The following is an 18,550-nucleotide window of genomic DNA, read 5'->3' as shown; positions in this document are numbered from 1 at the left end:
CGTCCCCCGACCCGCGATTCTACCTTAAGGGAAGCCGGTAATGCCCGGAAAGGCAATGCCAGATGCTGTTCTGGTTTAATTTGACGCGGATGGCCTGTAAGCCGGATTCTGTCCACGGATCGCTCCGCTGGATGATCATTCATCTCGGGCGCCCGTTGCCGAACGCCCTCTAGCTGCCAACCCGGACCTCTCGGGCTGAAGCGTCCCTGCCCGAAGGCGCGAGGTCCCTATTTGGCATTGCTCCCGGTGGGGCTTGCCGTGCCGGTCCGGTTGCCCGTCCCGCGGTGGGCTCTTACCCCACCGTTTCACCCTTGCCCGAATGGATCCGGGCGGTCTGTTTTCTGTGGCGCTGTCCCTCGGGTTGCCCCGGCCGGGCGTTACCCGGCACCGTTGCCTCATGGAGTCCGGACTTTCCTCGAACGGTCACCCGCCCGCGATCATCCGGCCATCCGCGCGTTGCCGCAGCTAATGCCAAGGGCTCAGCCCGTCAATGCCGAAGCACCAGGGCAAGGATATCTCTCCGCCAGATCCGCGACGAGCCCGCTGTCAAACTCGTCCAGAGGTCCCGCCGCCCACGGCCGGAACCTTAGCCGAACCGCATCCAGCAGATCCTCATTGCTCACCAGATCGACCGGATAGCCGAACCGGGCCGCCGCCTCCCCGAAGGCGGACGGATCAGCGTCCTGCATATCCGGCCAGACAGACACGCCCTCCCGCGCAAGCCTGCGCCAGTCAAAGCGCGGACCGGGATCAAACTTCCGATGCGGCGCCATATCCGAATGCCCGATCACCGCTTCCGGCCCCAGATCGTAGCGCGTCAGCACTTCGCCAAGCAGCCCCGTCAGCGCCGCCATCTGCGGCTCTGCGAACGGCTGGGCGCCGTCATTGGTCAGCTCGATCCCGATCGAGGCGGAGTTCACGTCCGACACATCGCCCCAGCGGCCCTGGCCCGCATGCCAGGCCCGCTGATCCTCGGCCACCAAAGCCTCACACAGACCGGTTTCCGAGATCAGGTAATGCGCCGACACCTCGGCGTCGGGATCGCAAAGCCGGGCGCGCGCCGCCGCATGGCTCTCCATCCCGGTGAAATGCAAAACGACGAGAGAGATGGCCGCCCCATCCCGGCGCGGCCCGAAATTAGGAGACAGGCTCAGTTCGAGACAGCCCGCCGATAGGGCGCCGGATCCCAGGCGCAGGCAAAGCCATCCCCATCGGGATCCACGCCAAGCCGGTCCCGCTCCGGACCGCCAGCGGCGAGAAACGCGCGCTGCGCCTGATCGGCCGACAGGTACTCCGCGCAGGCCCGCTGCTGTTTACGCTCGCCCGAAAGGGCCGAGCGCGAATAGACCGCCTGCCCCTTTGCATGGCTCGTGCTGACCGCGAATTCCACGATATTCGGCCCGCCCGACCCGCGCCGCTCCGGCACAGCGGTTGGCTGGATCACTCGGTAAGCCGCGGCCTGCCGCGCAAGCCGGTCCGCATCGCTCTCGATCGTCTCGCGGTTGGAGACCGCGCCGAAATCCTGCTCATCCGAAATCCCGCTCGAGGCGATGGCCACATCGCCCTGCACCGTCGACCGGCCCCGGCCTGCGCCCAGCGCATCCCGGTCGGCCCCGCCAGAGACACCGATGCCCGCAGCCGCCAGATCGCTCGACGGGATCGCATTGCCCGAGGCAGGCGATCCCGGCACCGGCTGCGGCAGAACCACTTGGGGCCCGCGCACGCGCTGCCCGCGCAATTCCGCCTCGCGGGCCAGCCGCTGGCTTTCGTAATCCTGATAGTCGTTGAACCCCACACCCGTGGACCGGGTCGCCGGGGTCGTCGTGCATCCGGCAAGGACCAACGCCACCAGACTGACCGCAAATATCTGTTTCATAACCGCGCCTGCTCCGCTTCCGTTCAACCTGCCGCGCATGGCAATTTGATCGAGATTACCACCAGCGTGACGGCTTTTCCACAAAACCGGCGGATCGCTCAAGACAATAAGCCGTGTTCAGCAGATCGCCCTCCTCCCATGGACGCCCGATCAGCTGCAGCCCAAGGGGAAGTCCTTTGGAATCAAGACCCGCAGGCACAGCGATCCCCGGCAGACCCGCCAGATTGACTGTGACCGTAAAGACATCGTTGAGGTACATCTGCACCGGATCGTCGAAGGTCTGCCCCAGCTCGAAGGCCGCCGACGGTGTCGCGGGCGTCAGGATCGTGTCGATCCCGCTGTCGAACGCCTGCTCGAAATCGCGCTTGATCAGCGTGCGCACCTTGCGCGCGCGGTTGTAGTAGGCGTCGTAAAATCCCGCCGACAGCACATAGGTCCCGACCATGACCCGCCGCTTGACCTCGTCGCCGAAGCCCTCGGCGCGGGTCTTTTCGTACATCTCGGTGATCCCGTCGCCTTGGGACAGCTTGGCCCGATGTCCGAACCGCACTCCATCATAGCGCGCCAGGTTCGACGACGCCTCGGCAGGCGCGATCACATAATAGGCGGGTAGCGCGTATTTCGTATGCGGCAGCGAGATATCGCGCAACTCGGCGCCCGCATCGCGCAGCATCTCCTTGCCGCGCGTCCACAGATCCTCGATCTCCTGCGGCATCCCCTCCATCCGGTATTCCTTGGGGATCCCCACGACCTTGCCCCGGATGTCGCCGGTCAGGGCTGCCTCGAAATCCGGCACCGCCAGATCGGCCGAGGTCGAATCCATCGGATCATGCCCCGCCATCGCGCCCAGCATGATCGCCGCATCGCGCACATCCTTGGTCATCGGCCCCGCCTGATCGAGGCTCGAGGCAAAGGCCACGATCCCCCAGCGCGAGCACCGCCCATAGGTCGGCTTCAGCCCGGTGATCCCCACGAACGCCGCCGGCTGCCGGATCGACCCGCCCGTATCGGTGCCCGTCGCCCCCAGACAGAGCCGTGCGGCCACGGCAGAGGCCGACCCACCCGACGATCCGCCCGGCGTCAGCGCCGCCTCCGAATTGCCCGCGCGCCAGGGGTTCACCACATTGCCATAGGTCGACGTCTCGTTAGACGATCCCATGGCGAACTCGTCCATGTTCAGCTTGCCCAGCATCACCGCGCCCGCCTCGAACAGCTGACGCGTCACGGTGCTTTCGTATTCCGGCTTGAACCCATCCAGGATGGCTGATCCCGCCTGACTGGCGACACCCTTGGTGCAGAACAAATCCTTGATCCCGAGCGGTATCCCGCACAGATCTGGCGCGTCCCCGGCCTTCAGCCGCGCATCGGCTGCCGCCGCCTGCTCGCGCGCGATCTCGGGCGTTTTGTGCACGAACGCATTCAGCTCGCCCGACGCTTCAACCGCGCCAAGGCACGCCTCGGTCAGCTCGCCCGCGCTCAGCTCGCCCGCGCGCAGCTTGCCGCGCGCCTCGGCAATCGTCAGATCCGTCAGATCGCTCATTCCACCACCTTCGGCACCGCAAAGAACCCTTCCCGCGCATCCGGCGCATTGGCTAGAACCGCCGCCTGCTGACCGCCATCCGTCACCACATCCTCGCGCCGCTTGAGCCGCTGCGGCGTCACCGACGTCATCGGCTCGACCCCCTCGACATCCACTTCCTCAAGCTGCTCGATGAACTCGAGAATAGCCGAGAATTCACCCGCCAGCGCAGGCAAATCCTCATCCTCGACCCGGATCCGGGCGAGCTTGGCGACACGGCGGGCCGTTTCGGTATCGATGGACATGGGCGCTCCTTCGGCGGGACTGCGGCGCCCGATCTACCCCCGCGCCTCGCCTGCCGCAAGCCTGTGACGGCGGTAAACCTCGATCATGATCCCCAGCATCAGCCCATTGAGCAGGTGCCACCAGTAATGCGTGCCCATCGGCAGCATATCGCAGGCCAGCTCGTCGATGGACCGAAGCGTAATCGACAGCGTCAGGATCGCGCCGCCGACAATGAACCCCTGCGCTGTTGCAAGATCCCTTCGCCATAGCCCGATACCATAGACAAAGAGCAGGATCGGCACCGTCCAGTAGAAATTCGAAATCGCGAAGAACCCGTTCTGGTTCGCGGCCCAGACCACCGCCGCCGCATAGGGAAAGAACAGGAGAACCGCGATCCCCGCCTGCCACAGCTTCAGGTTCAGCACATGCCAATGAACCAGGAACAGGTAGACCAGGATGAAAATCCCGATCGGAATCGTATCGGCCAGCGCCGCCCATAGTGTTGCATGGGTGTGAAAAAGAAAGCTTCCGATCCCGATTGCGAACAGGATGACACACAGAACCCGCGCCCAGACCAATCCTGCCGTCCGGCGCCACATCCAGAGCGCTGCGATAATGAAAGCGGCATTCGTAACGGCATTGATCGGCTCACTCCAATAGGTAAAGTCCGTCCGCTCGCAATAGCCGTCGATCTGGCGCATCAATTCTTCCATGCGCGGCACGTTATCCGCCGCCCGGCCAAGCGCAAGCGGCACATGCATCGGCCCATTCCGCCGCATCCCGCTATGGCAAAGAGGCGACAAATCCCACCGCCCTGCCTATCGCTTGTAGGTAAAGAACCCCTTCAACAGCGCTTCCGATTCCTCCGCCGCGATCCCGTCGATCACTTCGGGCCGGTGATGGCTCTGCGATTGCTCGAAAATCCGCGCCCCATGCGCCACGCCGCCCGATTTTGGATCGGCGGCCCCATAGATCAGCCGCCCAATCCGCGCCGCAGCGATGGCCGCCGCGCACATCGCGCAGGGCTCAAGGCTCACCGTCAGCACATAGCCCGGCAGCCGTTCGCTCCCCGCTTCGGCGCAGGCCGCGCGCAGCACCAATATCTCGGCATGAGCCGTCGGATCGTTCAGCTCCCGCGTCCGATTCCCGGCCTGCGCCACGATCTGCCCCGACGGATCGGCAATCACCGCCCCCACCGGAACCTCCCCCCGCTTGGCGGCGGCCCGCGCCTCGTCCAGCGCAATCTGCATGTCACTTCGAAAGCTCATCGCTCCTTCATGCCGCCCCGCCGCTGAAAGCGCCACCGCTTGCAGCAGGCGCGATGGCAGACTACCCCAACCGCATGACCGACACGCCCCCTCCCGGAGACCGCATCGCCAAGGTTCTCAGCCGCGCTGGCGTCGCCTCGCGCCGCGAGGCCGAGCGTATGATCGAGGCGGGCCGCATCCGCGTGAACGGCAAGCTCATCGACAGCCCGGCGCTCAATGTCACGGATGCCGACAAGATCCTCGTCGACGGCGCCCCGCTCAAGACCCCCGACGCGCCGCGCATCTGGCTTTACAACAAGCCTCCGGGCCTCGTGACGACGGAACGCGACGAACAAGGCCGCGAGACGGTCTTCGATGCCCTCCCCAAGGAGATGCCCCGTGTCATGAGCGTCGGCCGCCTCGATCTCAACTCCGAGGGCCTGCTCCTTTTGACCAATGACGGCGCGCTCAAACGCAAGATGGAGCTCCCAGCCACCGGCTGGCTCCGCCGCTACCGCGTCCGCATCAAAGGCAGTCTGAGCGAAGCCAAACTTGAAGAGCTACGCAAAGGCATCAGCGTAGAAGGCACTGACTACCAACCGATGCAGGCCAGCTTTGACCGCCAGCAAGGCGCCAATGCCTGGCTCACGATCGGTCTGCGCGAAGGCAAAAACCGCGAGATCCGCCGCACGATGGAGGCGCTCGGCGTCACTGTGAACCGCCTGATCCGCATCAGCTACGGCCCTTTCCAGCTGGGCAAGCTGAAGACCGGCGAGGTCGAGGAAGTGCGCCAGCGCATCGTCCGTGACCAGCTCGGCCTCGGCGCGCCGCCCCCGCCGCCCGGCAAACCCAAAGTGCAGCGCCGCCGCCGCTAAGCCGCACCGGGTCCGGAAAACCTGACCCGCACTCGCAAAACGCAAAAGATGCCCCTAAGTAGAAAGGCGAAAGGGGCACCATGGCACGACTTATCCTGTTTCTACTGGCGATCTGTTTGATTGCAGCTACAGTCACGATGATCGCGTCGGCATTGCGCCCTGTCGTTGGCGCATCGCAAGGGGGCCCCATGTCGAGCCAGTTCCGCAAGATCGCCTATCTGGCACTGTTTCTCTTGATGATGGGCCTGACCACCGGGCTGCTCGGAGGGCTCTGATGGCGCGGCGCTACGGCGGCAAATTCTCCCCCGGCAGCGACGAGACCGGCCAGACAGCTCCGCAATTCGACCGCGGCGTCGATCCGGCGGGCGCGCGCACCAATCTGCTGTTCCTGCCCGCTGTCGCCATCGTTTTCACCTCGCTGACAGACGGCCCCGTCTCGCTTGCCACAGGCCTCGCCGCAGGCGGGATCCTGACGCTGGCCGCCTGGCTTGTCCGCGATGGCCTGCGCGCCGAGGCGGAATACAACGCCCGCGCCGTGGCCCGCCGCCCGGCCATCCCGCGCAAGATCTTCGCCTCCGTGCTCACGGGTCTGGGCATCGCCCTGGCCGCCTATAGCAAGGAGGCCGGGATCGTCGGATCGATCCTTTACGGGCTCGCCGCTGGCGGCCTGCATACCGCCGCTTTCGGCTTCGATCCCCTGCGCAACAAGCGCATCGAAGGCGTCGACACCTTCCAGCAGGACCGCGTCGCTAAGGTCGTAGACGAGGCCGAGGCCCATCTTGACCAGATGCGCGGCACGATCGAAGCTTTGCGCGACCGCCGCCTGACCGAACGCGTCGCCCGTTTTCAGGCCGCCGCCCGCAAGATGATCCGCACGGTCGAGGAAGATCCCCGCGATCTGTCCGGCGCGCGCAAGTTCCTCGGCGTCTACCTTCTCGGCGCGCGCGATGCCTCTGCCAAGTTCGCCCAGCTTTACGCACGCACCAAGGACCCCGAGGCGCGCGCCGATTACGAGACGCTGCTTGACGATCTCGAAGGCAACTTCGCCCAGCGGACCGAAAAGATGCTGCTTGATGATCGCAGCGATATGGATATCGAAATCAAGGTGCTGCGCGACCGCTTGCAGCGCGAAGGGGCGCTCGCCCGCAATCAGGAGAATTGAGCCATGTCCGACACCGTCCGCCAGCAGGCCGAGGCCGAGACTGAAACCGTCACGAAGGTCGCCGCCGTGACGCTGCCCGAACCCGCTCCCGCGCAAGAGATCGTGACGCTCGAAGAGGCTGATCCGGCCGCCAGCGCCGAGATCCGCCGTCGCATGGACGAGCTCGACATGAGCCAGACGAACTCCATCGTCTCCTTCGGCTCTGCCGCGCAATCCGAATTGCAGCAGATCAGCCAGGCGATGCTCTCGGACGTCAAGAACAAGGATGTCGGCCCTGCGGGCAATTCCCTGCGCGATATCGTGTCGACCATCCGGGGCTTTTCGGTCGAGGAACTCGATCCCAATCGCAAACGCTCCTGGTGGGAAAAGCTGCTCGGTAAATCCAAGCCGGTCGCTGAATTCATGGCCAGGTTCGAGGATGTCCAAGGCCAGATCGACAGCATCACCGACGATCTGCTCAAGCACGAACATGTTCTGCTCAAGGACATCGAATCGCTCGATCAGCTTTATGAAAAGACCCTCGCCTTCTACGACGAGCTCGCGCTTTACATTGCCGCCGGCGAGGAAAAGCTGAAGGAACTCGACGGCACGGTCATTCCCGCCAAGGAAAAAGCGGTCGATGCCGCCCCCGAGGACAAAGCCGTTATGGAAGCTCAAGAGCTGCGCGATATGCGCGCCGCCCGCGACGATCTGGAGCGGCGTGTCCACGATCTCAAGCTGACGCGGCAGGTAACGATGCAATCGCTCCCCTCGATCCGGCTGGTGCAGGAGAACGACAAGTCGCTGGTCACCAAGATCAATTCGACCCTCGTCAACACCGTCCCGCTTTGGGAAACGCAACTGGCCCAGGCGGTCACGATCCAGCGGTCGGCCGATGCCGCTGCCGCCGTCCGCGATGCCAACGATCTGACCAACGAGCTACTCACCGCCAACGCCAAGAATCTGCGCGACAGCAACAAGATCATCCGCGAGGAAATGGAACGCGGCGTCTTTGACATCGAGGCCGTCAAACAGGCCAATTCAGATCTGATCGCGACGATCAACGAAAGTCTGCAGATCGCCGACGAAGGCAAGGCCCGGCGCGCCGCCGCCGAAGAAGAGCTTCAGAAGATGGAGCATGAGCTCAAGGAGACGCTCGCTTCGGCCAAGGCCCGCAAGGATAGTATTGGCGACACGGCAGGCACTTCGGTCTGATCCATTGCTGGCAGCCCGCGCCTCTTTTGCTCTCGCGATGATCGCGGGCCTTGCGGCCTGCGATTTCACCGAGCCTGTTCCCCCGCCCGCGCCTGAGCCTCCCAAGGCCGCGCCCGCTGCGCCGCCTGCGCCGCGTCAGGCGCCAGCGCCAAAGCTGGACCGGGATGCGCAGATCTATTTCAAGCGGCTACAGGACGGATTGCTGGTACAGGGCCTGCTGCGTCAGGACGGCGGCGGGCCGGACACGCCATATACCGCTCGCGAGCTTGCCCGCAACTTTATCCAGATCGCGCTCTATGACGAATACCGGACCGAGGCGGACACGCTTGTGCCCGAGGCGACCGAGAGCGTCCTTCGCCGCTGGTCGCAGCCGGTCCGGATTGGCATTGAATATGGGGCTGCCGTCCCTCCCGCGCAGCGCGCCGAAGACAGCGCCTTCATCGCTCGCTTCGCGATCCGCCTGTCGCGCCTGACCAAACATCCCGTTTCCGTTGCGCCTGCCGCCGCGAACTTTCACGTTCTGATCCTCGATGAGACCTCGCGGCAGGCCATCGCTCCCCGTCTGCGCAATCTGGCCCCCGGTATTAGCGAGACGGTGGTCCGCGAGATCGTCACCCTGCCCCGGACCACGCTGTGCCTTGTCGTCGCCTTTCCGAACGGGCCGGACCGCGCAACCTATTCCAAGGCGATCGCGGTCGTGCGCGCCGAACATCCCGAGTTGATCCGCAAAGGCTGTATCCAGGAAGAACTGGCGCAAGGCATGGGACTTGCCAATGACAGCCCGCAGGCGCGCCCGTCGATCTTTAACGACGACGAGGAGTTCGCCCGGCTGACGACCCATGACGAACAGCTTCTGAAGATGCTTTACGATCCCCGGATGCGCCCTGGAATGACAGTGAACGAAGCCGAACCTGTCGCGCGGGTGATCGCCCGCGAACTGGCGGGAGAAGGCGAAAGCTGAAATCAGCACTCGCAAGGCGGCTATCAGAGACCTCTCGGCCTCTCGCCAATTGGCAAACAGCGGCACTGTCATCATTGGTTTCCGGTCGCTCAACATTCTATCCTTACAAGCAGTCTAAAGGACGGATCTTAAACAATCGTAAGCCCAGGCCAGATATTCACCGACCGGATACCGACGCGATACCGACCGGATACCGCAACCCCGATCCGGCCTTGTAACGCCGCCCGTCACAGGCCACGTTATACCCAATAATCCTCCCGTCAGGAGCCTTGCCCAATGCCTATTTTCGACTTCCTTAAAGGCCAGTTCATCGACGTCATTCACTGGACGGATGATACAAGAGATACAATGGTTTGGCGGTTCGAACGCGAGGGGCACGAGATCAAGTACGGCGCCAAGTTGACCGTCCGCGAAGGTCAGGCCGCTGTCTTCGTGCACGAGGGTCAGCTAGCCGATGTCTTTACCCCCGGTCTCTACATGCTCGAGACCAACAACATGCCGATCATGACCTCCCTCCAACACTGGGATCACGGCTTCAAATCTCCTTTCAAATCAGAGATTTACTTCGTCAACACGACCCGTTTCACCAACCTGAAATGGGGCACGAAGAACCCGATCATGGCCCGCGATCCTGAGTTTGGCCCCGTCCGTCTGCGGGCTTTCGGAACCTACTCTGTCCGCGTCGTGGACCCCGCAAAGTTCCTCACCGAAATCGTCGGCACCGACGGCGAATTTACCATGGACGAAATCAGCTTCCAGCTGCGCAACATCATCGTTCAGGAATTCTCCCGCGCGCTCGCATCCTCAGGCATTCCGGTTCTCGATATGGCCGCCAATACCCGCGATCTGGGCAACATCATCGCCGAAGCCATCAGCCCCGTGATCGAAAGCTACGGCGTGACGCTTCCGGAATTATACATAGAAAACATAAGCTTGCCCCCCGCCGTCGAACAGGCACTGGACAAAAGAACCTCTGTCGGGATCGCGGGCGATCTCAACCGCTTCACCCAATACTCCCAGGCCGAAGCCATGACGAAAGCCGCCGAACAAGGCGGCGACAGCGGCATGGGCGCCGGTCTTGGAATGGGCATGGGTATGGCAATGGCCAACCAAATGTCGCGCGGGCCTTGGGGCGGACAAAGCTCCGCGCCGCCCCCGCCGCCCGTCGAACATGTCTGGCATATCGCGGAAAATGGCGAGACGAAGGGCCCTTATTCCAAGGCGGATCTGGGAAAGATGGCAGCCGATGGCAGCCTCTCGCGTGAGACATTTGTCTGGACGCAAGGCCAGGACGGATGGCTCAAGGCAGAGGATGTGCGCGAGCTGGCGCAGCTCTTCACGGTCATGCCGCCCCCGCCTCCTCCTGTATCGTAAGCGACCGGCCCCAGCCCCGAAAGCGCCACGATGTCAGACGTCGAGACCGCCCTTCCCCTCGAGCAGCACCGCTTTCCCTGCGACAATTGCGGATCCGATTTCCGCTTCGATCCCGATGCGGGACGGCTGGTCTGCGACCACTGCGGAAACACGTCCCAGGTCGAAGGCCTTGGGCGGTCGACGCACGCCTTGGCAGAACTTGACTTCCAGACGGCGCTGACGACCCCCGTCTCGCAGGCCCAGATCGAGGAGACGCGGGTCTCCAAATGTCCGAATTGCAGCGCCGAGATCGAGTTTGACCCGGAGATCCACGCCACCGAATGCCCGTTTTGCGCAACGCCTGTCGTGACCGATACTGGCGTACACCGCCACTTCAAACCGCAAGGCGTCCTGCCCTTCGCGCTTGACGAGCAGACCGCGCGGAAAGCGATGACCGACTGGCTCGGAAAGCTTTGGTTCGCGCCCAACGGCCTACAGGACTACGCCCGAAAGGGCCGGGCGATGTCTGGCATCTACGTTCCCTACTGGACCTTCGACGCCCAGACACGTTCCTCCTATCGCGGTGAGCAGGGCAACGACTACTACGAAACCCGGACGGTCATCCGCGACGGAAAGCGCCAGCGCGTGCAGGTCCGCAAGACCCGCTGGCGCTCTGTCACCGGCCGCGTCGCCCGTGCCTTCGATGATGTCCTCGTCCTTGCCTCGAAGGCCCTTCCTAGACGCTATACAGAGGGTCTCGAACCGTGGGATCTTTCGATGCTCGAACCCTACAGACCCGAATTTCTCGCAGGCTTTCGCGCTGAAGGCTATCAGGTGGATCTTGAAAGCGGCTTCGTCCTGGCCCGCGAAATCATGGATCGCGTTATCGAACGGGACGTGAAGTTCGACATCGGAGGCGACCGCCAACGGGTTCACGCCGTCGACACTCAGGTGAGCGGCGTGACCTTCAAGCATATTCTCTTGCCCGTTTGGCTTGCGGCCTACAAATATCGCGGCAAGACCTATCGGTTCGTCGTCAACGGTCATACCGGCCGCGTTCAGGGAGAGCGCCCATGGTCCAAATGGAAGATTGCCATCGCTGTCATCATCGGCCTTTTGATTGCCGCTGTAATCGGCGCAATCTCGGCCATGCAGGGGTAAGCGCATGATTCTCTGCTGCGGCGAAGCCCTGATCGACATGCTGCCCCGGGAAACTGCGGAGGGGGCACCGGCCTTCGCCCCCCATGCGGGAGGCGCGGTCTTCAACACGGCGATTGCTCTGGGACGCCTTGGCGCTGAAACCGCCTTTTTCAGCGGGATCAGCACGGATTTCTTCGGCGATATGCTCAAGGAGAGCCTCGCCGCGTCCAATGTCGAAACCAGCACCGTCGCCTTCTCGGATCGTCCAACGACGCTGGCTTTCGTGCGGCTTGCTCAGGGTCAGGCCAGCTACGCCTTCTACGACGAGGGGACCGCCGGACGATATCTCTCGGTTGAGGATCTGCCCCTAACCTCTGCGAACGCTCTCTTTTTCGGAGGCATCAGTCTTGCGACCGATCCGTGTGGAGCGGCCTATGAGGCGCTCATGCTACGAGAGGCGTCCCGTGCGGTGACGATGATCGACCCCAACATCCGTCCCGGATTTATCTCCGATGAGGCGGCCTACCGCGCCCGGATCGGACGGATGATCGAAGCGGCAGATATCGTGAAGGTCTCTGATGAGGATCTCCGGTGGCTCGAAGGAAACGGCACTCTTCCCGATCTCGCCCGGTCCTTGCTGAAGAAGGGTCCGCGCCTCGTCGCTGTTACGCAAGGGGCCGACGGGGTCGCTGGCTATACCTCTAACCACGACGTCTGGGTCGAAGCCACAAAGGTGGACGTCGTCGATACGGTCGGCGCGGGTGACACATTTAATGCAGGTCTTCTGGCTTCCTTGGATAGATCCGGCCTGCTGAACGATGACGCTCTGCACTCTTTGTCCGAAGATCAGATCGGCGAGGCCCTGACACTCGGGAGCCGGGCAGCGGCCGTGACCGTCTCCCGCGCAGGCGCCAATCCGCCTTGGGCAAAAGAGCTGTGAGAGCGCTTCTTCAAAGGGTCAGTCAGGCCTCGGTTCAGATCGAGGGCGCCACGATCGGGGAGATCGGCCACGGTCTTCTTATCTTCGTTTGCGCGATGCAGGGGGATACCGAAAGCGATGCGGATGCCTTGGCCGCAAAAATCGCAAAGCTCCGTATCTTCCGCGACGAGGACGGACGCATGAACAAGTCCGTTACAGATGTGAATGGCGCCGCGCTGATCGTTAGTCAGTTCACGCTCGCCGCCGATACGTCGCGCGGAAATAGGCCTGGATTTTCTCAAGCTGCCGCACCGGAAGACGGCAACCGTCTCTATCTTCGGTTCATAGGAGCGATGTCGGACCTTAATTGCCCTGTCGCAACCGGCCGGTTCGGAGCGGATATGGCCGTCCATCTCGTGAACGACGGCCCGGTGACGATCTGGATAGAAAGCCCGAACAGCTCAAAATAAGAAGGGCCCGGATGATCCGGACCCTTGTCTTGCGCCGTATGTCTGATGCGTCAGGCGTTTGCCATCCATTCATCGACTTCCTTGCGGGCTTCTTCTTTGGACTTGCCGTATTTTTGCTGGATCAGGCCTTCCATTTGCTCGCGATCACCCTGAGCTTGATCGAGCTCATCATCGGTAAGCTCGCCCCAGCGCTCCTGCGCCTTACCCTTCATCTGTTTCCACTGACCTTGGATCTGGTCCCAGTTCATCGCTGTCATCCTCATGTTTGATTGCAGTGATTGTAAGAACCCAATGCATCACGGCGTCCCTTTGTTTCGTTCCTATGGGAACCTGAGCGACTTTTCTCCACTTGTTTTGAAAAGGATTCATAATGCTCGAACACCCGCTCAGACCCTTCATGTTGCCGATCCTGACGGCGATCGCGGTTGCGACAGCGTTCTATGTCGCATCCGAGATTTTTGCGCCAGTGACGCTTGCGCTTGTCTTCGGGGTGGTTTTGTCACCGCTATCGCGCGTTTTTCTTCGGTTTGGGCTGCCAAATGTACTTAGCGCCTTTGCCACGCTGGTCATTTTTCTCGCGATCATTGCGACGCTCTTTACCGCGCTCAGCCCAATCGTTCGCATCGCAATCGACAGCGCCCCAGCCATCTGGAACGAGTTGAAGAGCTTCGCAGGAGACATCAGGCGGGCGGCCGAAGGGATCGACCAGGTCACAAGCGATGTGACCGCCGCGGTGAGCAGTAGCGGAACAAGCAGTGGCGGCGCAAATATCGTCGTGCCCGATATCACCGATCTCCTGACATCTGCTCCGGCCGTGGGTGCTCAACTGCTGATCTTTGTGGGCACGCTCTACTTTTTTCTGTTGGGCCGCGAAGACATCTACGAGAAAGCCAGCCGAACCCTGCCCCATATATCCAAGGACTTGCTGGAAGCTGCGGAACAGGACGTCTCGCGATACTTCCTTACGATCACGGTCATCTACGCAATCTTCGCGACAATCGTGACGGGCTACTTCCACCTGATCGGGCTGCCTGCGCCGTTCCTTTGGGGCAGCTTGGCCTTCCTTCTCAACTTCATTCTTTATCTTGGTCCGATCCTCCTGGCCTGCAGCCTTCTCGTCGCGGGAATCGTCGCTTTTGACGGGATCTATGCCATCCTGCCTGCGGCGGGCTATTTGCTCATGAATATGACAGAAGGTCAGTTCGTTACGCCGCAACTCATCGGACGAACCATGTCGATCAACCCGATGCTGGTCTTCCTCAGCCTTGTCTTCTGGCTCTGGCTCTGGGGGCCGGTGGGCGCGATCATCGCTATCCCGATCCTCGTCTGGTCGCTCGCCCTGCGCAAAGAACGCAAAGACAATTTTACCGCGACCCAGCTCTCTCAGGAAGCAGCGTAGTAGCGGCTACACCATCTCCTCGGGAACGATCGGGATGGCTCGTCCGAACCGGCGAGCCGCCCCGATCGAATAGGGCAGGATGAACCCGTCCCGCTTTTCTGGGTGCTGACCTTGATTGTCCTCGGCCAGCTCGCGCCACGCCTTGATGACGTCATCGCCATCAAAGAACCGTCGAGGCGCATCAGCCGGAAGCCAATGCCTGAAACATTTCTCGCGAATGATCTTCACCTGCTCCGCATCACTGACCTCGACCCCAGCTTCGGTATCCCAGTAAAGGCTGCGACCGTTGAGATTGGCGGAGGACACGATCGCCGCCCTGTCATCGAAGATCGAAACCTTCGCATGGACATAGACCATGGGGGCCTCGCCGAGGCGCTTGGGACCTTCGTCCATCTCGTCGCGCAGACGCGGTTGCACGGGAGAGCCGATGAAGAACCGATCCTTGAAGGCGTCCCGGACCATTTCCAGACAGCGCGCCTGAAGATGCTCTCCCAGCCTTTGATCGCTTGACCGCCGACCGTCGAATGCGATCTCCTCGGGAACCGCAGGAACGATCATCAAAAGCTTGAGATCAGGATTGGCGAGCGCGGCTTCGGCCAGTTGATGAGCCAACCTGCGATCGCGGAAGAACTGGGTCTCGAGGTAGATCAGGTCCTGCGCTTCACGGACATGCCGGCTATGGGCCTGCGCCACCTCCGACAGAACGGGCCGCGGGCCCATCGCAAGCCAAGGCCGCTTGCGCTTGGAAGACAACGTCCTCAGCAGACCGCGCGGCATCGCGGGCGGATCCTTTCCTTCAACGACATTTAGGAAACTGCCCAGATGATCGTGGGCCGCGACAGCAAGATCGCCCTCCATCGACAGCTGGACATCGTGCCAGGTCTGTTGCGCCAGTTGGTCATGCTCGGGCGTGTCGAACCGCCGGTCATCCAGATCCAGACCGCCGATATACAGCGATTTCCGATCGAAGACGGCCAGCTTCTGATGATGCGTGGCGGGATGAAGGACCGGCAGCTGCCATCTTTTGAGCCGCCAGCTCTCCCCTGCCTTCTCCGCAAACCTGGCGACAAGCGGGATCCGCCTCATCGCCTCATCCCGCTCCTCTGCAGGAAGGGCGTTCACATCCTCCAGGATTGGCTTGAGGCTGCTCCGGATTTTCGGCCAAAGGATGATACGCGGCAACACGCCCACCTCTGCCGGATGCAAGGCTGCCGTCACGGTCAGGTTCTGAGAGGCACCCGACGCCTCCGCCGCCGCATAAAGTGCCCGCAAACTGTCCCAGGTCTGCCGGTGAAGATTGACGCGCCCGACCGGATCGAAGTCAGAGATGACCATCCGAAGGCTCACGCCTCGCTCAAGTGTGTGCGTGATCAGATCGAACCAGGTTTCCCCGACAGCAAGCGCCGCGTCCGAGCGCAGTTTCGCGAACGGATCAAAGATCCGGAAGCAGGCCCGGATCTCATGCCTCGCCTCGAGAAAGAGGCGCTCCATCTCCGGATACGCCTCATGCGCTGTCAGAAGGACTTTCAGGTTGCGCAAAGCCGGTGGCGCATGCGGTTGAGACGGCATCAGACCTCTTCACGATATTCAGGCTCGAACTCTTCGACATTGAACCGTGATACAACCCGATAAACACCGTTATCTTGGGTCACTTCTGTCTTTGCGCGCAATTGCATCGAGAAAGCACGGATCAGCTGCGATCCAAAACCCGACATCTCGCTTTCTTCTGCCAGGGGCGTCGATGTGCCAAGCGAGTTTGAGATCTCAAGCAAAGCCTGCCCCGGCGCTTCAAGCACGAAGCGGACCTTGACCCAGGGTGCCTTACCTTCATCGGCCCCGGCATATTTGAAAGCGTTGATCGCGGCCTCCGTCAGGAACAGCGACAGCGGCACCGCCTGATCGGGATACATCACCACCGGCTCGATATCGAACTGCAGATCCATATGCTGCTCTGGCACCGTACTGAGCCGCGCGGTTTGGCTGACAAGATCGCGGACGAGATATCCCGCATCCAGCTTGTCGAGATTTTCGGTCTGGTACAGCTTGCGATGCACCGTCGCGAGGCTTTGCACCCGATCCTGCAACCGGCTGAGGATCTGCTTCGTCTCGCCATTCGTTGTCTTTCGAAGCTGCATATTCATGATCGAGGAAATCAGCTGCAGGTTGTTCTTGACCCGATGGTGGACCTCCTTGAGTAGAACATCTTTCTCCTTGATCGCCCCTTCCAGCTTCGCCTCGTCATAGATGACATCCTCCGCCATTCGCTGAAAATCGCGTTCGATCGCCGTTAATTCACCGGAAAGCAGGTGACCTTTATCCGTAAACGGGCTCCGTCGGTCAGAGGCGAACAGCCGTATCCCATCGCTCAAACTGCGGATCTGACGCACAACAAGCCGATCAAGGGCAAAGTAAGCGACGATCAAGCTCGCCACCCACATGAAAATTGGAAAAAGGCTTGGAGAGATCGCGAAATCCAATCGCCGGGCGATCGGGGTATCGGGGTCCCAAACCGCCAGCGCGGTTAGAACGTCCGGGATCAATATCGAGCTTCCATAGAGATGCGCCTGACCGTCTATCGCCGTGCCGCGAAAGACACGTGGCGGTTCGGTGACAAGACGGGCAAGGTTTTCTTCCCCTGGCCGATCTTGCTCCGCTGCATCGAAACCTGCGGTGGCGCTGACAATTTCTCCGCGACTATTCAAAAGCAGAATGCTCTGCGGCGTCTCTGCGCCGCCAATCCCGATATTGGTAGGCAAGCGATCATGAGGGATCGAAATCGAGATGAACCCGAAAAACTCGCCATCGATCTCGATTGGCTCGGATACGATCAGGACCGATTGCTCCGACAAAGGCCCAGCGCGATTGACAAAGACAGACGCAGCTCTTCGCTCCATCGCGTCGTCAAAGTTGTCATAGGCAGTGGCATCAAAGGCTTGCCCGGTTGAGCTGCAAGTCACCTGCCCGTCCGGGGGGATAAGCGCGACAAAGGAATAAACCGGCGTTATCGACACCACCCGTTCCAAAAATGCGCTGCAGTCGTTTGGATTGGTCTGCAGGTTAACAGACGTCGCCCCAATCACCCGCGCAGCGCCAAAGGCAGCTTGGATCGGGGCATGTTGACCCCCGGCGGCACGCTCACTCAGAGCGAGGATATTCTGCTGCGATTGCTCCTCAACGCGGTCCGTAACCTCCTGCGTTTGCAGCACCGCCAGAAGACCGATCGGCAACAGCACAACGGACAAAAGGGCAAGGATGCGAAATCCAAGGCTTTGATGCCAAGCCCAATCGTACCGCGTTGAAAACATTATCTTGTGACGGATGTGTTCATTGCGACAACCGCCAACGTCGCTTCGTCGGTCATCTCGAAATTCGTATCGCCCTTAAGATCAAGCAGCGCCGAAAGGTGGTTTCGCGCCCTGTTGACCCGGCTCTTGATGGTCCCGACAGCAACGCCGCAGGTCATCGCGGCTTCCTCGTAGGAAAAGCCGGAAGCGCCGACAAGAATAAGAGCCTCTCGTTGTTCGATCGGAAGCTTGCTCAGCGCCCTTTCGAAGTCACGCATTTGCAAGCGCCCATCATGCGATGGCTTCTCTGACAGACGGGCCGAAAAGACCCCGTCAGTGTCGGAAACCTCTCGCTTCACCTTGCGGTAGCTCGAGTAGAACGTGTTGCGCAGAATGGTAAAAAGCCACGCCCGCATGTTCGTTCCAGGCTCAAACTTATCGATATTCGTCCACGCCTTGACGATAGTATCCTGAACGATGTCATCTGCCTTTGCCCAGTCCTTCGTCAACGACATGGCGAACGCCCGCATAGGCTTGAGATGTTCGACAATTTCGTCGCGCGGATCCGCATGGACCACGGCAGCTCCGTTAGATGTGCTCTGTCTGGCGACACTCATGATTTGTCCTCCAGTCCCGATTCTGCCTCTTTGTCCCTCAGCTGCTGCATAAGCGCGTCAAAGCGGTCGGGGACCTCCGCATCCGAATAGGATCCGTAAACCTGCTTCAAACCCTTCGCGATCTGCTTGCGGGTGTCTGCCCCGTCTCTCTCCTGCGCCATTTTGCCCTTTAAGTTCGTTAATTGCTTTGCCGAGACTTGGAACCAACACCCGCCAGATGCATTTTGGTTCCATATAAGTTCAAAAAGG

21 protein-coding genes and 1 other RNA gene are annotated in these 18,550 nt (G+C 61.4%); 10 read left to right on the top strand and 12 right to left on the bottom strand.

Annotation, left to right across the window (positions count from 1 at the left end):
* Positions 1 to 81: 81 nt before the first annotated feature.
* From rnpB to AAD018_RS04715, 7 genes are all read right to left on the bottom strand, one after another.
* Positions 82 to 453, bottom strand: an RNA gene (gene rnpB / locus AAD018_RS04745) — RNase P RNA component class A.
* Between the two features lie 26 nt (positions 454 to 479).
* Positions 480 to 1,154: an N-acetylmuramoyl-L-alanine amidase gene (locus AAD018_RS04740; protein WP_367314203.1), complete on the bottom strand. Its 675-nt coding sequence runs from the start codon at positions 1,152 to 1,154 to the stop codon at positions 480 to 482.
* Positions 1,151 to 1,876 (bottom strand): hypothetical protein, encoded by a 726-nt coding sequence (locus AAD018_RS04735; RefSeq protein ID WP_367313270.1) that lies wholly within the window; start codon positions 1,874 to 1,876, stop codon positions 1,151 to 1,153. The genes AAD018_RS04740 and AAD018_RS04735 overlap by 4 nt, the downstream gene beginning before the upstream one ends.
* Positions 1,877 to 1,931: 55 nt before the next feature.
* Entirely contained in the window at positions 1,932 to 3,416 is a 1,485-nt protein-coding gene (gene gatA / locus AAD018_RS04730) for an Asp-tRNA(Asn)/Glu-tRNA(Gln) amidotransferase subunit GatA (RefSeq protein ID WP_367313271.1), read from the bottom strand.
* The gene (gene gatC / locus AAD018_RS04725; RefSeq protein WP_367313272.1) at positions 3,413 to 3,700 is read right to left on the bottom strand and encodes an Asp-tRNA(Asn)/Glu-tRNA(Gln) amidotransferase subunit GatC; all 288 of its coding nucleotides are present in this window, start codon (positions 3,698 to 3,700) and stop codon (positions 3,413 to 3,415) included. Before gatC ends, gatA begins: the two co-directional genes overlap by 4 nt.
* 33 nt (positions 3,701 to 3,733) lie before the next feature.
* Positions 3,734 to 4,441, bottom strand: coding sequence for a ceramidase domain-containing protein (locus tag AAD018_RS04720; RefSeq protein WP_367313273.1), 708 nt, complete (start codon positions 4,439 to 4,441; stop codon positions 3,734 to 3,736).
* A 57-nt stretch (positions 4,442 to 4,498) separates the two neighbouring features.
* Positions 4,499 to 4,948, bottom strand: a complete 450-nt coding sequence (locus AAD018_RS04715; protein WP_367313274.1) for a nucleoside deaminase — start codon at positions 4,946 to 4,948, stop codon at positions 4,499 to 4,501.
* A gap of 53 nt (positions 4,949 to 5,001) precedes the next feature.
* Here AAD018_RS04715 and AAD018_RS04710 point away from each other — a divergent pair, with 53 nt between their 5' ends.
* The 9 genes from AAD018_RS04710 to dtd all read left to right on the top strand — a co-directional run bounded on the left by AAD018_RS04710 (position 5,002) and on the right by dtd (position 13,001).
* Positions 5,002 to 5,802 (top strand): pseudouridine synthase, encoded by an 801-nt coding sequence (locus AAD018_RS04710; protein WP_367313275.1) that lies wholly within the window; start codon positions 5,002 to 5,004, stop codon positions 5,800 to 5,802.
* 80 nt (positions 5,803 to 5,882) lie between these two features.
* Positions 5,883 to 6,077 (top strand): hypothetical protein, encoded by a 195-nt coding sequence (locus AAD018_RS04705; protein ID WP_367313276.1) that lies wholly within the window; start codon positions 5,883 to 5,885, stop codon positions 6,075 to 6,077.
* A complete protein-coding gene (locus tag AAD018_RS04700) occupies positions 6,077 to 6,964 on the top strand; it encodes a 5-bromo-4-chloroindolyl phosphate hydrolysis family protein (RefSeq protein ID WP_367313277.1) in 888 nt (295 codons plus the stop codon). Before AAD018_RS04705 ends, AAD018_RS04700 begins: the two co-directional genes overlap by 1 nt.
* A gap of 3 nt (positions 6,965 to 6,967) precedes the next feature.
* Positions 6,968 to 8,158, top strand: coding sequence for a toxic anion resistance protein (locus AAD018_RS04695; protein ID WP_367313278.1), 1,191 nt, complete (start codon positions 6,968 to 6,970; stop codon positions 8,156 to 8,158).
* The gene (locus tag AAD018_RS04690) at positions 8,130 to 9,119 is read left to right on the top strand and encodes a DUF2927 domain-containing protein (protein ID WP_367313279.1); all 990 of its coding nucleotides are present in this window, start codon (positions 8,130 to 8,132) and stop codon (positions 9,117 to 9,119) included. Before AAD018_RS04695 ends, AAD018_RS04690 begins: the two co-directional genes overlap by 29 nt.
* Positions 9,120 to 9,395: 276 nt before the next feature.
* A complete protein-coding gene (locus tag AAD018_RS04685; protein WP_367313280.1) occupies positions 9,396 to 10,493 on the top strand; it encodes an SPFH domain-containing protein in 1,098 nt (365 codons plus the stop codon).
* A gap of 30 nt (positions 10,494 to 10,523) precedes the next feature.
* Complete coding sequence (locus AAD018_RS04680; RefSeq protein WP_367313281.1) at positions 10,524 to 11,633, top strand: TFIIB-type zinc finger domain-containing protein; 1,110 nt, start codon at positions 10,524 to 10,526, stop codon at positions 11,631 to 11,633.
* A gap of 4 nt (positions 11,634 to 11,637) precedes the next feature.
* Complete coding sequence (locus AAD018_RS04675; protein WP_367313282.1) at positions 11,638 to 12,552, top strand: carbohydrate kinase family protein; 915 nt, start codon at positions 11,638 to 11,640, stop codon at positions 12,550 to 12,552.
* Positions 12,549 to 13,001, top strand: a complete 453-nt coding sequence (dtd, locus tag AAD018_RS04670) for a D-aminoacyl-tRNA deacylase (RefSeq protein ID WP_367313283.1) — start codon at positions 12,549 to 12,551, stop codon at positions 12,999 to 13,001. The genes AAD018_RS04675 and dtd overlap by 4 nt, the downstream gene beginning before the upstream one ends.
* Before the next feature lie 50 nt (positions 13,002 to 13,051).
* On the opposite strand, the gene AAD018_RS04665 is transcribed toward dtd, so the two are convergent.
* Positions 13,052 to 13,249, bottom strand: coding sequence for a CsbD family protein (locus tag AAD018_RS04665; protein WP_367313284.1), 198 nt, complete (start codon positions 13,247 to 13,249; stop codon positions 13,052 to 13,054).
* A 122-nt stretch (positions 13,250 to 13,371) separates the two neighbouring features.
* Between AAD018_RS04665 and AAD018_RS04660 the strand changes: the two genes are divergently transcribed.
* On the top strand, positions 13,372 to 14,400 hold the full coding sequence (locus tag AAD018_RS04660) for an AI-2E family transporter (protein WP_367313285.1): 1,029 nt from the start codon (positions 13,372 to 13,374) through the stop codon (positions 14,398 to 14,400).
* Positions 14,401 to 14,406: 6 nt separating this feature from the next.
* On the opposite strand, the gene AAD018_RS04655 is transcribed toward AAD018_RS04660, so the two are convergent.
* From AAD018_RS04655 to AAD018_RS04640, 4 genes are read right to left on the bottom strand one after another with little or no spacing between them, the layout of a single operon-like run.
* Positions 14,407 to 15,969: a phospholipase D-like domain-containing protein gene (locus tag AAD018_RS04655; protein WP_367313286.1), complete on the bottom strand. Its 1,563-nt coding sequence runs from the start codon at positions 15,967 to 15,969 to the stop codon at positions 14,407 to 14,409.
* The gene (locus AAD018_RS04650; RefSeq protein WP_367313287.1) at positions 15,969 to 17,705 is read right to left on the bottom strand and encodes a sensor histidine kinase; all 1,737 of its coding nucleotides are present in this window, start codon (positions 17,703 to 17,705) and stop codon (positions 15,969 to 15,971) included. Before AAD018_RS04650 ends, AAD018_RS04655 begins: the two co-directional genes overlap by 1 nt.
* Positions 17,705 to 18,301 carry an RNA polymerase sigma factor gene (locus AAD018_RS04645; protein ID WP_367313288.1) on the bottom strand — a complete coding sequence of 199 codons (597 nt, stop codon included), beginning with the start codon at positions 18,299 to 18,301 and terminating at the stop codon, positions 17,705 to 17,707. Before AAD018_RS04645 ends, AAD018_RS04650 begins: the two co-directional genes overlap by 1 nt.
* Positions 18,298 to 18,462 (bottom strand): NepR family anti-sigma factor, encoded by a 165-nt coding sequence (locus AAD018_RS04640; RefSeq protein WP_367313289.1) that lies wholly within the window; start codon positions 18,460 to 18,462, stop codon positions 18,298 to 18,300. The genes AAD018_RS04645 and AAD018_RS04640 overlap by 4 nt, the downstream gene beginning before the upstream one ends.
* Positions 18,463 to 18,550 lie beyond the last annotated feature (88 nt).

Source organism: Aestuariibius insulae, assembly GCF_040783535.2.
GTDB lineage: Bacteria > Pseudomonadota > Alphaproteobacteria > Rhodobacterales > Rhodobacteraceae > Aestuariibius > Aestuariibius insulae.
The sequence above is the reverse complement of the archived record's forward strand: the minus strand, read 5'-3'. Positions and strand labels throughout refer to the sequence as shown.

Coding starts and splice junctions, on each gene's coding strand:
- AAD018_RS04735 (WP_367313270.1), bottom strand. CDS start 1,876: ATGAAACAGATATTTGCGGTCAGTCTGGTGGCGTTGGTCCTTGCCGGA.
- gatA (WP_367313271.1), bottom strand. CDS start 3,416: ATGAGCGATCTGACGGATCTGACGATTGCCGAGGCGCGCGGCAAGCTG.
- gatC (WP_367313272.1), bottom strand. CDS start 3,700: ATGTCCATCGATACCGAAACGGCCCGCCGTGTCGCCAAGCTCGCCCGG.
- AAD018_RS04720 (WP_367313273.1), bottom strand. CDS start 4,441: ATGCATGTGCCGCTTGCGCTTGGCCGGGCGGCGGATAACGTGCCGCGC.
- AAD018_RS04715 (WP_367313274.1), bottom strand. CDS start 4,948: ATGAGCTTTCGAAGTGACATGCAGATTGCGCTGGACGAGGCGCGGGCC.
- AAD018_RS04710 (WP_367313275.1), top strand. CDS start 5,002: ATGGCAGACTACCCCAACCGCATGACCGACACGCCCCCTCCCGGAGAC.
- AAD018_RS04705 (WP_367313276.1), top strand. CDS start 5,883: ATGGCACGACTTATCCTGTTTCTACTGGCGATCTGTTTGATTGCAGCT.
- AAD018_RS04700 (WP_367313277.1), top strand. CDS start 6,077: ATGGCGCGGCGCTACGGCGGCAAATTCTCCCCCGGCAGCGACGAGACC.
- AAD018_RS04695 (WP_367313278.1), top strand. CDS start 6,968: ATGTCCGACACCGTCCGCCAGCAGGCCGAGGCCGAGACTGAAACCGTC.
- AAD018_RS04685 (WP_367313280.1), top strand. CDS start 9,396: ATGCCTATTTTCGACTTCCTTAAAGGCCAGTTCATCGACGTCATTCAC.
- AAD018_RS04680 (WP_367313281.1), top strand. CDS start 10,524: ATGTCAGACGTCGAGACCGCCCTTCCCCTCGAGCAGCACCGCTTTCCC.
- AAD018_RS04675 (WP_367313282.1), top strand. CDS start 11,638: ATGATTCTCTGCTGCGGCGAAGCCCTGATCGACATGCTGCCCCGGGAA.
- AAD018_RS04665 (WP_367313284.1), bottom strand. CDS start 13,249: ATGAACTGGGACCAGATCCAAGGTCAGTGGAAACAGATGAAGGGTAAG.
- AAD018_RS04660 (WP_367313285.1), top strand. CDS start 13,372: ATGCTCGAACACCCGCTCAGACCCTTCATGTTGCCGATCCTGACGGCG.
- AAD018_RS04655 (WP_367313286.1), bottom strand. CDS start 15,969: ATGCCGTCTCAACCGCATGCGCCACCGGCTTTGCGCAACCTGAAAGTC.
- AAD018_RS04650 (WP_367313287.1), bottom strand. CDS start 17,705: ATGTTTTCAACGCGGTACGATTGGGCTTGGCATCAAAGCCTTGGATTT.
- AAD018_RS04645 (WP_367313288.1), bottom strand. CDS start 18,301: ATGAGTGTCGCCAGACAGAGCACATCTAACGGAGCTGCCGTGGTCCAT.
- AAD018_RS04640 (WP_367313289.1), bottom strand. CDS start 18,462: ATGGCGCAGGAGAGAGACGGGGCAGACACCCGCAAGCAGATCGCGAAG.